The sequence below is a fragment of the Paenibacillus endoradicis genome, assembly GCF_024721975.1.
Genome location: NZ_JANQBB010000006.1, coordinates 229,698 through 244,404, shown reverse-complemented (window position 1 = coordinate 244,404; position 14,707 = coordinate 229,698). Strand labels below are relative to the sequence as shown.

At 37.7% G+C, this 14,707-nt stretch carries 13 protein-coding genes; 10 read left to right on the top strand and 3 right to left on the bottom strand.

The window, feature by feature from the left end; all coding sequences use genetic code 11:
* Positions 1-65 precede the first annotated feature (65 nt).
* The 4 genes from NV377_RS19635 to acpS all read left to right on the top strand — a co-directional run bounded on the left by NV377_RS19635 (position 66) and on the right by acpS (position 4,962).
* On the top strand, positions 66-500 hold the full coding sequence (locus NV377_RS19635) for a BrxA/BrxB family bacilliredoxin (protein ID WP_258202498.1): 435 nt from the start codon (positions 66-68) through the stop codon (positions 498-500).
* A gap of 3 nt (positions 501-503) precedes the next feature.
* Positions 504-1,316: an NAD(+) synthase gene (gene nadE / locus NV377_RS19630; RefSeq protein WP_258202497.1), complete on the top strand. Its 813-nt coding sequence runs from the start codon at positions 504-506 to the stop codon at positions 1,314-1,316.
* 174 nt (positions 1,317-1,490) lie between these two features.
* The gene (locus NV377_RS19625; protein ID WP_258202496.1) at positions 1,491-4,562 is read left to right on the top strand and encodes an EAL domain-containing protein; all 3,072 of its coding nucleotides are present in this window, start codon (positions 1,491-1,493) and stop codon (positions 4,560-4,562) included.
* Position 4,563: 1 nt separating this feature from the next.
* Complete coding sequence (gene acpS, locus NV377_RS19620; protein WP_258202495.1) at positions 4,564-4,962, top strand: holo-ACP synthase; 399 nt, start codon at positions 4,564-4,566, stop codon at positions 4,960-4,962.
* A 60-nt stretch (positions 4,963-5,022) separates the two neighbouring features.
* On the opposite strand, the gene NV377_RS19615 is transcribed toward acpS, so the two are convergent.
* Positions 5,023-5,397, bottom strand: a complete 375-nt coding sequence (locus NV377_RS19615) for a c-type cytochrome (protein ID WP_258202494.1) — start codon at positions 5,395-5,397, stop codon at positions 5,023-5,025.
* Positions 5,398-5,607: 210 nt separating this feature from the next.
* Here NV377_RS19615 and mutY point away from each other — a divergent pair, with 210 nt between their 5' ends.
* The 3 genes from mutY to NV377_RS19600 all read left to right on the top strand — a co-directional run bounded on the left by mutY (position 5,608) and on the right by NV377_RS19600 (position 8,813).
* A complete protein-coding gene (mutY, locus tag NV377_RS19610) occupies positions 5,608-6,810 on the top strand; it encodes an A/G-specific adenine glycosylase (RefSeq protein ID WP_258202493.1) in 1,203 nt (400 codons plus the stop codon).
* A 4-nt stretch (positions 6,811-6,814) separates the two neighbouring features.
* Complete coding sequence (locus NV377_RS19605; protein ID WP_258202492.1) at positions 6,815-7,450, top strand: bifunctional 4-hydroxy-2-oxoglutarate aldolase/2-dehydro-3-deoxy-phosphogluconate aldolase; 636 nt, start codon at positions 6,815-6,817, stop codon at positions 7,448-7,450.
* A 136-nt stretch (positions 7,451-7,586) separates the two neighbouring features.
* On the top strand, positions 7,587-8,813 hold the full coding sequence (locus tag NV377_RS19600; protein WP_258202491.1) for a transglutaminase domain-containing protein: 1,227 nt from the start codon (positions 7,587-7,589) through the stop codon (positions 8,811-8,813).
* Positions 8,814-8,939: 126 nt separating this feature from the next.
* Here the strand turns inward: NV377_RS19600 and NV377_RS19595 are convergent, their stop codons facing one another.
* Together NV377_RS19595 and NV377_RS19590 are read right to left on the bottom strand one after the other, a co-directional pair.
* Positions 8,940-10,082 carry a virulence factor gene (locus tag NV377_RS19595; RefSeq protein WP_258202490.1) on the bottom strand — a complete coding sequence of 381 codons (1,143 nt, stop codon included), beginning with the start codon at positions 10,080-10,082 and terminating at the stop codon, positions 8,940-8,942.
* 180 nt (positions 10,083-10,262) lie between these two features.
* Positions 10,263-10,469, bottom strand: coding sequence for a hypothetical protein (locus NV377_RS19590; protein WP_258202489.1), 207 nt, complete (start codon positions 10,467-10,469; stop codon positions 10,263-10,265).
* Positions 10,470-10,654: 185 nt separating this feature from the next.
* Here NV377_RS19590 and NV377_RS19585 point away from each other — a divergent pair, with 185 nt between their 5' ends.
* The 3 genes from NV377_RS19585 (at position 10,655) to NV377_RS19575 (ending at position 14,661) form a co-directional block, all read left to right on the top strand.
* On the top strand, positions 10,655-12,280 hold the full coding sequence (locus tag NV377_RS19585) for an ABC-F family ATP-binding cassette domain-containing protein (protein WP_258202488.1): 1,626 nt from the start codon (positions 10,655-10,657) through the stop codon (positions 12,278-12,280).
* A 241-nt stretch (positions 12,281-12,521) separates the two neighbouring features.
* A complete protein-coding gene (locus tag NV377_RS19580; RefSeq protein WP_258202487.1) occupies positions 12,522-13,418 on the top strand; it encodes a cation diffusion facilitator family transporter in 897 nt (298 codons plus the stop codon).
* A gap of 382 nt (positions 13,419-13,800) precedes the next feature.
* Positions 13,801-14,661: a C40 family peptidase gene (locus NV377_RS19575; protein WP_258202486.1), complete on the top strand. Its 861-nt coding sequence runs from the start codon at positions 13,801-13,803 to the stop codon at positions 14,659-14,661.
* Positions 14,662-14,707 lie beyond the last annotated feature (46 nt).

Below are 14,707 nucleotides of genomic sequence, written 5' to 3'. Positions count from 1 at the left end.
GTTGCACTGATTCATGCTCCAAAGGTATAATAGAAATCAGATACAAAAACAAGGGAGTGTTATGGATGTCCATGTCATTTGAAAGATATATGTTAGATATGATTCAACCGATGCGTGATGATCTTACTAGCGTTGGTATTACAGAATTGCGTACACCAGAAGAGGTTGAAGCTAACCTTCCTACAGCAAAAGGAACAGCTCTTGTTGTAATAAACTCAGTATGCGGATGTGCAGCAGGTCAATGCCGTCCGGGTGTAGCTGATGCACTTCAACATGAGATTACACCTGATCATTTATTTACAGTATTTGCTGGTCAAGATAAAGAGGCAACTGCAAAAGCTCGCGAATACTTCGCGCCATACCCACCTTCTTCACCTTCCATCGCGCTAATGAAGGATGGCGAATTAGTATACTTCATCGAACGACACAGTATTGAAAATCGCTCTGCGGCTGATATTGCTGCTGATTTGACTGCGGCGTTTGATAAATTCTGCGGTTAATATATGAGTACATTACAAGCTCAAATCATTGAAAGACTTGGTGTTAAACCTAGTATTAATGCTTCTGATGAAGTCCGAAAGCGCGTCGACTTCTTAAAAGAATATGTACGTAATACGGGTACTACTGGATTGTTAATTGCAATTAGTGGAGGTCTTGACAGTGCTGTTGCAGTAGGACTATGTAAACAAGCTACGGACGAACTAAGCAGCGAAACTGGAAAAGAGTACATTACACTTGGCGTATTCCAACCATATGGCGAACAAGTTGATATTGCAGATAGCTATGCTGTAGCAGAAGCATTCAATTTAACTCATAAAGTCGAAACGAACATTGAAGAAGCTGTTGATGAAATTTCATTAGAAGTTGAACATGCTTTCAAAACCATTGGAAAACATCAACATATTAGCCGTGGTGGCAAAGGTAATGTGAAAGCTCGTACTCGTATGGTTGTTCAATATGCTCTGGCATTTGATATGAACCTACTTGTTGTAGGGACTGATCATGCTTCAGAAGCCATTACTGGATTCTATACAAAATGGGGCGATGGAGCAGTAGACATTACACCACTTAGTAGCCTGAATAAGCGACAAGTTAATCAAGTAGGTGCACATATTGGGGTACCAGAAGCTGTCCTTATAAAAGCACCAACTGCTGGTTTATGGCATGGTCAAACGGATGAAGATGAATTAGGGATTACGTACACACATAATAGTGATTATTTGGAAGGTAAAGAAATTCCAGACGATGTACGTGAGAAACTTGAGAAACAATACGTAAAAACAGAACATAAAAGATCGCCTATTCCCGGGATCTAGATGACAGAGCCTATCGCATACTTAGCGGTAGGTTTTTTTGTTCAAAAACGATAAGTGATTGAAACGCTTTCATTTTTTGCTCCCAATTCATGAAATGTATATATTAGCCTTACATAATATGCTATACTTCTTACTAATATTAGAAATATTATGGGGGTAAAAGGAGGAACATAAATGCAACGTCAACGAACAATCGGCGTCTTAACTCCTTTTCTAGGTGGAAATTATTATACAGATGTGATCCAAGGCATTCAAATGGCTGCTAGAAAACTTGATGTGAGTTTAATCATTATTCGCACAGGCGGTAAATACTTTGATGTTCCTATTGGGATGGAAAAAGTAGATGGTTGGCTAGTTGTGAATTTTGCCGTTGAAGATCATTTTTTGAAGCAGTTAGAAGAAGTATACAGAAAACCTGTTGTAACAGTTGCCAAAGATATTCGAAAGTTGAATATGAATGGTGGAATGGTCGTTGTTAATAATAAGCAGGCTGCAAAAGAAGCAATTTTTCATTTACATAAACATGGACATACGAAAATTGGTTACTTCGGTAGTATGACTATGGACGATATGAAATATCGTTACGCAGGATACATGTCAGCTATGAAGGATCTAGGATTAGAAGTTAAATCAAACTATGTATTTGATCCTGGGAATATGAGCGTGTTCGGTGGCAAACAAATGGCAGAGAAGATCATTAAGGAAAATTTCCCTGTGACTGCTGCCTTAGTAAGCACCGATATGTGCGTATTTGGGATGATTGATAAATTACTTGAAAAAGGATATCGCGTACCGGAGGACATTGCCTTAATTGGATTTGATAATTCTAGTACTGCACGATACTCTGAAATACCAATTACAAGTATTGAACAAAATTTGGATATTGTATTAATGAGAGCTGTTAATAATTTATTGAATCGTATAGATCAGCCTCAATCATTCAAATTAGATGTGATTGACTGCAAACTTATTACACGTCAATCATGTGGTTGTGTTGATAATAAAGTTCATGAAGAGAATGAAGTTCAAGAGAGAAAAGAGAACAAAGAGAGTAATACAGTACAATTGGAATATGCAAATCACATCAACGCGTTACGCACTGAAAACAATGTAAACTATGAATTTAACAGATATATATTAAGCTATCATTTTAAGCGCGTTAGAGATATTGCAGATTTACTAGAAAATTACTTTAATTGGGGTTCAATTACGGGGCAACAAGGATATAATACTCAGGGGCAACCTCATCTTGTAATGAAAGAATATTTCAATTTTACAACTCGAAAAAATGAACTGAAACATATCAATCTGAAGGGATATGAAACCCTTCCCGCTAATCCTCCTATATTTTCATCTCAACATCTGAAATCGGATAATGAAGTTGTCTATGTGCTTCCTTATCGACTTACTCAAAATAATTGGAGTTTGCTTTCGTTTGGTACATCTCATGAGAAGACGGAACAGCGTTCTTCTGATTATATGAGAATAGTACATCTATTTGATATCGTATCTAACACATTTGATAGACTTTCATTATTAGATGAATCTGCAACACTTAGACAACAGCAACAAGAGCTAACTGAGCGTCAAGATGTAATTACCCGATTAAGTGAAGATATCTTATTTGAAGTGAATTTTGCTAAGAAGAAAGTATGGTTGAACCGAAATCTTAATTTTCAAGTAAAGCCAACAACATTACTGGGTTTGGAAGAATTCGTTCATCCAGATGATGTAAGTCTGCTTAAGAAACATTTCTATGAACATTTTCGTGATAACAAACCGTTTTATACGGAATTAAGAATTCAAATAAATAATGGACAATATTACTATGCTATTATTAGTGCTGAAAGTACACGAGATCATATCGGAAATATCCAGAAATTAATTGGTTCAATACGCGATATATCTAAATTGAGAAATAATAATGATATTGAGGAACTTGCAAATGGACTAGTTAATCGAAGAAGGTTTTACGAGGAAATAAAACAAGTCATTCATGACGGCAGTCGTGAATTTGCATTATGTGTGTTAGATATTGATAATTTTAAGCTAATTAATGATTTATACGGTCATCATGTTGGCGATGATATAATAGATACACTTTCTGACGTACTTACACGTTGTATTAAACCAGGCGATCAAATAGCTCGTTTTGGTGGTGACGAATTCGTAATCTTATTCCAGTATGTTCATGTTGATGAGATTGACGCTTTTGCCGCGGAAATATCAGAAGCTATTTCAGAGCGAATTGTAGGAATGAATCGGGATATTAACTTATCAGTTAGTGTTGGGATTAGTCTATATCCTAGTGATGGGCAAGAATACGATGATTTGTTGAAAAAAGCAGATATTGCGTTATATCAAGTGAAACATAATGGGAAAAATAATTTTATGAAATATGAGCCATACATGATTAATTTTCAACAAGATAAACGTAAGATGGAGAAAATTTTACGTGAAGCACTTGCTAATGACCAATTTGTGTTAGTATATCAGCCCCAAGTACATGCACGCTCCAAACGTATCTACGGGATAGAAGTACTACTACGCTTGCGGACTGAAAGTGGTGTAATTTTATCTCCGGATAAATTCATTCCTATTGCAGAATCAGTTGGATTAATTGTACCTATTGGTGCTTGGGTTATTCGTGCAGCTTGTATACAGGGAATAGAATGGATTAGACAAGGTTATGAGCCAATCAAAATATCGATTAATATTTCCGGGCTACAGTTGAAGTCCATTCAGTTTTTGTCTTCTGTACGAGCTATATTAGAGGACACTGGGATGAATCCTGCTCATCTGACATTTGAAATTACGGAAACCACGATTATCGATCAATCACATGTTGTATTGAATGTAATTGAAGAGATTAGAAAGATTGGTATTTCTATAGCCATAGATGATTTTGGTATTAGTTATTCATCATTATCTGTGCTGAAAAACTTCCCAATTGAAATTTTGAAAATTGATAAAAGCTTTGTTCGTGAAATGGTTACCGATGATAAGGGTTATAAAATCGTTAATGCGATAATAAATATTGCTAAAAGTCTTGATTTACGTATCGTAGCCGAAGGTGTAGAAGATAGCACACAATTGGAGTTATTAGACGAATTAGGTTGTCATTACATTCAAGGATTTTACATTAGCAGACCAATTAGCAAAGATGAGATTATTCATTTCTTACCAAACAAATCAGCATTATTAAATATGTTGTACAAACAAGAGCAGAAGGATGGAGCAAGCTAGAATGATAATTGGCATAGGTCATGATATGACGGAACTCACACGAATTAGAAAAATACTAGCAGGAGCACTTAGCGAAAAGTTTCTTCGTCGTATTTTTACCGAACATGAATATGTAGAACTAGGCAATACAGTTGGCGAGCTACGTAAGGTTGAATATGTAGCAGGTCGCTTTGCTGTGAAAGAAGCAGTAAGTAAAGCTTTTGGTTGTGGGATAGGATCTAAGCTAGCATTTCAAGACATTCAAGTGACGCGTGCTAGCAATGGAAAGCCAATTTGTGGCGTTTCAGCAACCGCAATTGAAGCACTTGGCTACTTTGATATGAATCTTGAAATTCATGTTTCCATAACACATGAGCGAGAACTTGCTTCGGCATTTGTCGTCGTTGAACATAGACAGTAATTAGTAAGGGGTACATTAGAAGAAGATCTTCTAGTGTACCCCTTATATATTGTTAAACTATTATTGATTAGATAACCAAGCGGCTAATGAATTGATTTCTTGTTCGGATAGTTTATCTTTGAATGATGGCATTATGCTACCACCATTAGTAATCATTACAACAATATCGTCGTAGCTACTTGAATCATAGATCTGTTGTAAATTAGTTTTCTCTCCCATTTTACCCGAAAGATCAGAAGCATGACAGCTAATACAACGAGCTTTATAAATCGATTGGACATCACTTGAAGCAGTCGAAAGTGATGTTGGCTTTGAAATTTGTTGCTCTTCACTCGCAGGTGTATTCGAAGTTTGTTGCTCTCCACATGCTGTAAGAAGATAACTGATGCCAATAATGGCACAAACAACAGAAATAATAGTGATCGATGCTTTCATTACTAACCTCCTCAAACTTTTCATAACTTCCTTGAAGCACTTTCAGTAAATGAAAAGTACATCGGAAGGGAAGCTAAAACTTTTCATAACTTCCTTGAAGCACTTTCAGTAAATGAAAAGTACATTGGAAGCATGGCTTTACTAGAGATGATATAATATATATTATAGTTAAATACTAACGCAAGTACACAAGGGATGGTAGTACATTACATGACAATATTAAGTATTGAACAGAAAAAAGAAAAATACGGGTTAGACATACTAGAGTGGTATTTTCATATACAGCGCGATTTGCCTTGGCGTCAAAATCATGATCCGTACCGCATATGGGTATCAGAGATTATGTTACAACAGACTAGAGTAGATACAGTAATTCCTTATTATAATACATTCATGGAGAAGTTTCCGACTGTCCGAGCATTAGCGGAGGCACCTGAAGATGAAGTGTTAAAATGCTGGGAAGGATTAGGATACTATTCCCGTGCTCGAAATTTGCAAGCGGGAGCACGCATGGTCATGGAACAATATAATGGTCAAGTACCTACCAGTGTAGAGGAAGTAGCTAAACTGAAAGGTGTAGGACCTTATACTTGCGGCGCTATAATGAGTATAGCTTACAATGAACCTGTACCTGCAGTAGATGGCAATGTAATGCGCGTCTTATCACGGTTTTTCTTACTTGAAGATGATATCGCCAAAGCATCTACAAGAACAAATATAGAAAAACTAGTTGTAACGATGATTCCAGAGGGCAAGGCACGTTATTTCAATCAAGCACTAATGGAGCTAGGAGCTCTAATCTGTTCCCCTAAATCTCCTAGTTGTCTGATTTGTCCAGTTATGGAGCATTGCGAAGCGAGAATTCAAGGTAGAGAACTTGAAATACCGATCAAGACCAAAGCCAAAAAAGCTAGAGTTGAGTATAGAGTTGCCGCAATCGTTGAAGGTATTAGAGAGAATGAGGGCAAGATCCTTATACGTCAGCGTCCTGCTGAAGGATTGCTTGCAGGAATGTGGGAACTACCACATGTCCTTATAGATGAAAGTAGTGCTACACCATTATTCACCTCAGAACCGAAAGAACAGCCTGAGTTAGGTGAAGCGATCTCTTCTGCTATCTATAAAGACGAAAAACTACTTGTACGTCCATATGAGTGGTACAGTGACGAAGAGCATATTTTTAGTCATATACGCTGGAAAATGCGTTTTTATAAAGCAGATATGGATGCAAATTCAGAAATGTTACAGTGTGATTCAGAGCAGCTGGTTGCAGAACAAAGTGAACAGTACACTAGTAACCCAGCTTTAAATAGTGAATATCGATTTATAAATGAAGGGGATATGAAAACTCTTCCGTTCCCAAATTTATTTCTGAAAGTCATTCAGAAGTATTGGATGAAGAAAGGAATGTGATACTATGAGATCAGCGTTGCTTAACGAATTATTAGATCATAAGATAATTGCTATATTAAGAGGTATCGAGGATTCATATGCTATGGCTACAGGTCAGGCCATTGTCGACGGTGGAATTAAATTTATGGAGATTACGATGAACACAGATGGTGCGACACATATGATTCATCAATGGCGTACAACGTTTGATGGAGTTGCTTATGTTGGAGCTGGAACAGTTATTGATGTTGATCACGCGAAGCGAGCAATTACAGCAGGAGCTCAATTTCTTATTTCCCCTAATTTAGATATTGAAGTTGTTCAGTACGCTCAGCAGCATAATGTACCAATTTGGCCTGGAGTAATGACACCGACTGAGATTATTCAAGCGATGAAAGCAGGCGTGGAAGCTATAAAATTATTTCCCATGGCTTCGCTAGGTGTGAACTATTTAAACGAGATTCGTGGTCCAATAAAAGACGTGCCTATTATAGCTACTGGCGGTGTTAATTATGATAATTTTAGGCAATACTTTGAAGCAGGCGCTAATGCCGTTGGCATGGGAACGAAACTAGTTAATTTGGAAAATGCTAAATTAGGTAAATTTCACGAAATTACGAAGCAGGTACAATCCTATACTACTCTTGCTGCCACGTTATAAATTCAAAGTATTGTATGCAGAGTGTTCATGCAACTAATTTTAGCATAGCATATTATTAAGTCATAGCATTAAGAGAGTATTGTTAATCATGCTCATACAGCGAGTATTCAACTCGAGATTGAGGGGGGAGATGCTTATGAGGAAATTATTCGGTGTAGTGGTAATCATCGCAATTGCTATTGGCTGTTATCAATGGCTTGAGCAAAACGCAGATATTGACTGGAAACAACAGGTCACAACTACAATCCAAGCGACAGTTGATGAAACGGCATTACTTATTAAGGATGGTCTCAAAGTAGATTCATCTTCGTCTTCTAGTAATGAAGGTGAAGAGAAACTCTCATCCAATGATAGTGAAAGAGTCGTGGAATATATAGCGGATGAGCTTGCAAAAGGTCGTACAGAAATTGCTATTACGATTCGAGGTAATGGTGATGATATACAAAAGCAATTCGCTAATTGGCTTCAACAAGCTATGGATGTAGATGATTACGTCAAATATACGATGGAATCATATAGTTATACTATGAGTAGTGGATTATTGCGATCTGAGGTTACAATTAAGGTCGTTTACAGAGAAAGTCGTGAGATGAGTGCAGAAGTTACAAGTTATGTGAATCAGGTTATTGATGTACTGGAGTTAGATCAACACTCTAAATTTGAACAAGTAAAACTAATACATGATTGGATTGTGACTCATGTCCAATACGATCAAAGCTTAACGAAGTATACAGCATATGAAGCAATAACTGAGGGTACGACAGTATGTCAAGGTTATGCTTTATTAGGTTATCGTTTCTTTAGTGAAGCTGGCTTTGAAGTTAGAATTGTTGAAGGTAGTGTTAATACAGGGGAGCATGCTTGGAACTTAGTGAAAATCGATGGGCAATGGTATCAGATTGATCTGACTTGGGATGATCCTATTGGTCAGGCTGAAGATGCAGTATCATATAAGTATTATTTGATTAGTGATACGCAGTTAGCACAAGATCATGTGTGGGAAGATAATTATCCTATCGCGACGATGAGCTACCAACAATTACTGAATGAGCAACTTGCAACAGCTGATCCTTCTTCAGAAGCTTATACTGCGATTCAACAATCAAGAGAAGAATTAGGCTACCATATGGAAGATTCGAGTAATACGATTGAGAATTATGAGCAGTTGAAAACTATGGTCAAGTCTGCTGTTGGAAAAGGCGAGACTGAACTGCAGTTTCGCTATACGGATGGAGATCAATTAGTAGATGACACCAATAAAGCTTTCAAGTCATTGAACAAGAGTCTATCCTACCGAATTAGTTATCAGGAATGGAGCAAAGCAGGAGATTTACTTGTTACTATTACAATAGAATATAAGTAATTGATTAGCTTGAATTGTATGAATGGAATTTCCTCCATCGCATATAAGAAAAAGCTCGACTAACAAGTGATACGTTAGTCGAGCTTTTTATATATATGGGCAATGTCAACGTAGATGTCGCTTACTTTACTGTTGTTCCTTTTGCCGAGCAGCAGTCATTTGCTGCCATACTGAGCCGGCTGCTTCCTCACCACGTTCAATACGTTCAATTGCAATTTTTGCTTGCAGTTGAATTTCAAATTCTGGATCGTTGGAAGCTACTTGTAATGCATCCAATGCACGTTCATCACCAACCTCGTATAAGAAGCGGGCAGCGCGCCAACGAACAAGTTTGTTTTTATCTGCTAAAGCAACGATCATAGGCTCTATCGCGCCAACATCACCTAGATCAGACAATGTATCTCCCGCAGTTCTACGAACGGATGGAGAGCTGTCAGCTAGTGCTTTGTATAATAGTGACATAGCTTCTTCTGTACGTAGATCACCAAGCAGTATAACAGCATGTCTTCTTATCGATGCATTACTATCTGCTAATGCAATTTGTAACACTTCTACTGCATCGTCATCTAATGTATAACGTTCAAAAGCGGCATAACGTACTTGCCACTCATCTTCATGTAATTGTTCTAATACTTCTGCTCCAGTAAGTGGTAAAGGTCTTACAACTTCGATAGGGGTATCATCGCCACTGCCAATAGCAAGAGAAGCTTCAATGAGATTTTGAAGGCGCTCACTTGTATAGCTTGCTTCTAGTTCCTGCACAATTTCAGTAGCGATATCTTCGGGAGCGCCGTAGCGAACACCGAATTCTTCAAGTTTTCGCTCACGAATCATCGATGAACCGGCAGCCTTCGTAACAGTATCAATAAATTTTTGTGGTAAAGCAGCACGAACTTCGCCATCAACGGTACGAACTCGTACTTGAATAGGAATTCCACGGAACATTTGCACGAGTACCTGTGCTTCTCCAAAACTTGCTGAGCCTTGAGCAATCGCTGCACCTAACTCTTGATCTGCTTGTAAAATAGTTCTCGCTTCTGCAAGGATGGCAGCCCAATCTGCTCCAGGTTTACGATCAAGCGCAATAAAGTCGGCTGTATGGAATAAGCTTCTTACTCCTTGAATAGTAAGAAGACTGCGATATGGTTCAGAAAGTTCATTTGCTTCTTTGGTCGAATAAGTAAGTCTGCGACCTCTAGGTAATGATTCATCCAAGTTCAACTTCATAGAATTCGGACTTGGTGTAGGTTCAATGGATAATAACTTCATAATAATTCCTCCTAAAACTATTTATTTGCTTCTTGATGTAACTTCTCGCAAATGAAAAGTTACATTGGAAGCATAGATGTTACATGACCTATGCAATTTATTCCATCGCCTAGTAACAACTTAATTTAAATTGACTCACAAGTACGTACTTCGGCTGTTTAAAGTAACGGTACTCTATTTTTATACTTCCCCACACATGCTGTAGCGAAAAGAACTAATTGCTAGTGGAAAAGCGATAGCGTTCGTTTTTGTCCTCGGATTTTTACAGCTAATGCTTATTACAATAAATCCGAGGACAACGGCGATTGGAACAGCAATTGGTTCTTGCAGCGATACCCGCAACACACCGATTGGAACAGCAATTGGTTCTTGCAACGATACCCGCATTATTTCATCACTATAAGAGTAACAGTTATTTATACAATATCAAAATATAGACGTATTAATAAAGCGATTTACGTAAATTATGAACAATGAATAAGAAAATTCATGGAAAACGGCGTTTTTACAGGTAAGACTATGCTATAATAGTCTGAGATAACGAGAATGATAATGAAGGACGGGATTACGTAATGATTAGTACAAGTGGCATCACGCTACGATTTGGTAAGCGTGCGCTCTTTGAAGATGTTAGTATTAAATTCACTCCTGGTAACTGTTATGGTCTTATCGGTGCTAACGGTGCGGGTAAATCAACATTCCTTAAAATACTTTCTGGTGAAGTAGAACAGTCATCAGGTGAAGTTCACATTACACCAGGTGAGCGTCTTGCAGTATTGAGTCAGAATCATTATGCATATGATGATTTCCAAGTGCTTGAAACAGTTATTATGGGTCATAAAAAGCTTTACGATGTAATGAAAGAAAAAGATACATTGTATGCTAAGGCTGATTTTACTGATGAAGACGGCATGCGTGCTGGAGAATTAGAAGCTGATTTCGCAGATATGAACGGTTGGGAAGCTGAATCGGAAGCTGCTGAAATGCTGAATGGTCTAGGTATTGGTCCAGATAGTCATTACAAGCAAATGGCTGAACTTGATGGTAGTGAGAAAGTTCGAGTATTACTTGCACAAGCACTATTTGGTTCACCTAATATTCTATTGCTGGATGAGCCTACCAACCATCTTGACATTGAATCTATTCGTTGGTTAGAGAACTTCCTAGGTGACTATGAAGGTACTGTAATTGTAGTCAGCCATGACCGTCACTTCTTAAATGAAGTTTGTTCGCATATTGCTGACATCGACTTTGGTAAAATTCAAATGTATGTTGGTAACTATGACTTCTGGTATGAGTCCAGTCAATTGGCTCTTGCTCTTATGCGTAATGAGAATAAGAAAAAAGAAGATAAAGTTAAAGAACTTCAAGCGTTTGTTTTACGTTTCAGTGCGAATAAGTCGAAGTCTAAACAAGCAACGTCTCGTAAAAAGGCGCTTGAAAAGATTACTCTTGACGATATTCGTCCATCCAATCGTAAATATCCGTTTATTCAATTCAAAGGTGAACGTGAAGCTGGGAAGCACTTGTTAATGACAGAAGCTCTTACGATTTCTGCCGATGGTGAAAAAGTAATTGATAACTTGACGATCGCTATTAACAAAGGTGATAAAATTGCTTTCGTAGGTCCTAACGGTCTTCCGAAAACAGCATTTTTCCAAACTATTTCTGGAGAGCGCGAGCCAGATGCTGGTTCATTCTCTTGGGGAGTTACGACAACTCGTACCTACTTCCCGAAAGATAACTCCGAATACTTTGATAATGTTGACATGAACCTAGTTGAGTGGTTACGTCAGTATTCCAAAGATCCAGACGAAACATTCCTTCGTGGTTTCTTAGGTCGTATGTTATTCTCCGGCGATGAAGCTATGAAGAAAGCAAGTGTGCTTTCAGGGGGAGAAAAAGTTCGCTGTATGCTTTCCAAAATGATGCTTGAAGGTGCTAACGTATTCATTATGGATGAGCCAACGAACCATTTAGACCTTGAATCCATTACAGCATTGAATAATGGTTTGATGGATACGGATTGTACAATTCTATTCACATCTCATGACCATCAGTTCGTTCAAACAGTAGCGAATCGTATTATCGAGTTTACTCCAACTGGTGTAATCGATCGTCTAATGTCTTACGATGAATATCTTGAAAATGCTGAAGTTAAAGAACTTCGTGAAAAAATGTACGGTGGTACACTTTAATAATAAATAAGCCTCTAATGACCTAGTTGTTCTATATCTAGGTCATCAGAGGCTTTTTTTTATGCTTATTTATGTATATATTGAGGTTTTTAGTGAAGCTCACATTGTTGGATTCATCATAACTTGTTGCACTGGGGCATAAAGTTCCGCATTAGGTCAACACTGTTTCTGTAGACCCACATTAGTTGTATCGTGTATGATACGTTAGTAGATTTAAGTACGGATCAGGAGGTATCAGGCATTGACGCAGTATGAAGAAATAAAAGAAGGCGAAAAGGGTGCATGGATTAGCATTGCTGCATACCTAGTCCTTTCATCGATTAAACTAATTATAGGTTATATTTTCTTATCAGGCGCACTCGTAGCAGATGGATACAACAATGTCACGGATATTATTGCTTCGATAGCTGTTTTGATTGGATTGAAAATATCTCAGAAGCCACCTGACGAAGATCATCCGTACGGACATTTTCGTGCAGAGACGATAGCAGCTTTAGTTGCCTCATTTATTATGGCTACTGTAGGGATTCAAGTACTTATTGATGCGATTGGTACAATGATTAGAGGGGAATATCATACTCCCAATATACTTACTGCTTGGGTCGCAATAGGAGCAGCAATTGTAATGTTAGCGGTATATACGTACAATAATCGACTTGCTACTAAAATTAATAATCAAGCGTTAAAAGCTGCTGCAAAAGATAATTTATCCGATGCTTTAGTAAGTATTGGTGCTGCTGTAGGTATTTTTGGAGCTCAACTCAATATGCCTTGGTTAGATCCAGTGGCTGCTTTAATCGTAGGTATTATTATTTGTAAAACAGCGTGGGAAATTTTTACAACATCTACACATGCTTTAACCGATGGCATCGACGAGAAGGTTTTGACAAAACTTCATAATACGGTGTCGAGTACGAAAGGTGTATGTGAGATTACAGATCTTAAGGCCAGAGTTCATGGTAATAATGTACTTGTAGAAGTTAGCGTTCAGGTTGATCCAGAGTTATCACTTATTGAGAGTCATACGATATGTGATGAAATTGAGCGCAGACTGTTCAAAAAACATAATATTCTAAATGTAAATGTGCATGTAGAACCATTAGAACAAAAGAATAATAATGATGAATATAACATATAAATACAGAAAATAAGATTTAATGGATAAAATTTCTGATCCAAAAGTAATGGTAAATGAAGGTAATATTATAGAGGTCCTATATAATTGGTTCTAAAGTCCCTGTATGATAACTTGGGAAAAGTAGAGAGTAATGAGAAGGTTCTCACTTTACTAATGTGAATATGCTTCGAGGTAACTATAATAATGAAAATATATAAGGGCGCATCTCTTCTGAGATGCGCTCTTTATTAATATTCTCTCACTTTTTTACGACCTATTTTTCACTCATTTGCAGTCATACTTTATTAGGCAAGTAGACAGATGCCTAGTCCTTCCTTTTAATCCTATAATGACATCAACGCTTAACGAGGCGAATACAGCAAGAGGAAGGAAGAATAGCAGAATGAGTTATTCAATCAAATACAAAGTAACAACTGCAGCACTTGCAGTGAGTTTATTCGTAGGAGGTCTGTCTATTACTGCGACTCCTAGCGCATATGCAGCAGAAGTAAGCGCGGTTAATCAACAGGCAGAAGTAACATGGGGAGTTAATATGAGAACTAGTTCTAACTCTAGTAGCTCTGTAGTAAGAATGTTATCGAAAGGCGAGACTGTTACTGTTATTGGAATTGCATCTAATGGATGGCTTCAAGTCCAAGATAAAAACGGTAAAAAAGGATATATATCCAATGCGAGTAAGTACACTGAAGTTGTAGGAAGTTCATCCAACAATTCAGGTTCTAATAGTGGATCTAGTTCAAACGGTTCTAGTAGCGGATCAAACAGTGGTTCAAGTTCTGATACCTCAAATTCAGCTACTAGCTCATCTGTAGAAAAAGTAATTGCTGCAGGAATGAAATATTTAGGAACTCCATATGAATATGGATCTGATCGTAATTCGACGGCTACTTTTGATTGTTCAGCCTTTGTTAGACAAGCCTTTAAGGATGCACTAGGTGTTACTTTGCCAGCGGACTCTAGAAAGCAAGGGACGTATGTTAAAGGGCTTGGTAATACAGTAACTAGTGTCTCTCAATTGAAACGAGGAGACTTAATGTTCTTCATGTCTTCTAAGGGATCAAACAAATCTAGCTACACTGGTATTAATAAATCCACTCAGACGATTACTCACGTAGGGATTTATTTGGGTGATGGAAAAGTTCTTCATACTTACTCCAATGCAGGTGGCGGCGTAACAACTAGTAAAGTTACAGGTACGTCATGGGAATATCGTTTCTTATATGGCGGTAGCGCAATAAAATAGTAACGAAATAGTTCTCCAGAAAGATGCATCGTGATGACACAGTTTA

Coding starts and splice junctions, on each gene's coding strand:
- NV377_RS19635 (WP_258202498.1), top strand. CDS start 66: ATGTCCATGTCATTTGAAAGATATATGTTAGATATGATTCAACCGATG.
- nadE (WP_258202497.1), top strand. CDS start 504: ATGAGTACATTACAAGCTCAAATCATTGAAAGACTTGGTGTTAAACCT.
- acpS (WP_258202495.1), top strand. CDS start 4,564: ATGATAATTGGCATAGGTCATGATATGACGGAACTCACACGAATTAGA.
- NV377_RS19590 (WP_258202489.1), bottom strand. CDS start 10,469: ATGCGGGTATCGTTGCAAGAACCAATTGCTGTTCCAATCGGTGTGTTG.
- NV377_RS19600 (WP_258202491.1), top strand. CDS start 7,587: ATGAGGAAATTATTCGGTGTAGTGGTAATCATCGCAATTGCTATTGGC.
- NV377_RS19625 (WP_258202496.1), top strand. CDS start 1,491: ATGCAACGTCAACGAACAATCGGCGTCTTAACTCCTTTTCTAGGTGGA.
- NV377_RS19575 (WP_258202486.1), top strand. CDS start 13,801: ATGAGTTATTCAATCAAATACAAAGTAACAACTGCAGCACTTGCAGTG.
- NV377_RS19595 (WP_258202490.1), bottom strand. CDS start 10,082: ATGAAGTTATTATCCATTGAACCTACACCAAGTCCGAATTCTATGAAG.
- NV377_RS19605 (WP_258202492.1), top strand. CDS start 6,815: ATGAGATCAGCGTTGCTTAACGAATTATTAGATCATAAGATAATTGCT.
- NV377_RS19585 (WP_258202488.1), top strand. CDS start 10,655: ATGATTAGTACAAGTGGCATCACGCTACGATTTGGTAAGCGTGCGCTC.
- NV377_RS19615 (WP_258202494.1), bottom strand. CDS start 5,397: ATGAAAGCATCGATCACTATTATTTCTGTTGTTTGTGCCATTATTGGC.
- mutY (WP_258202493.1), top strand. CDS start 5,608: ATGACAATATTAAGTATTGAACAGAAAAAAGAAAAATACGGGTTAGAC.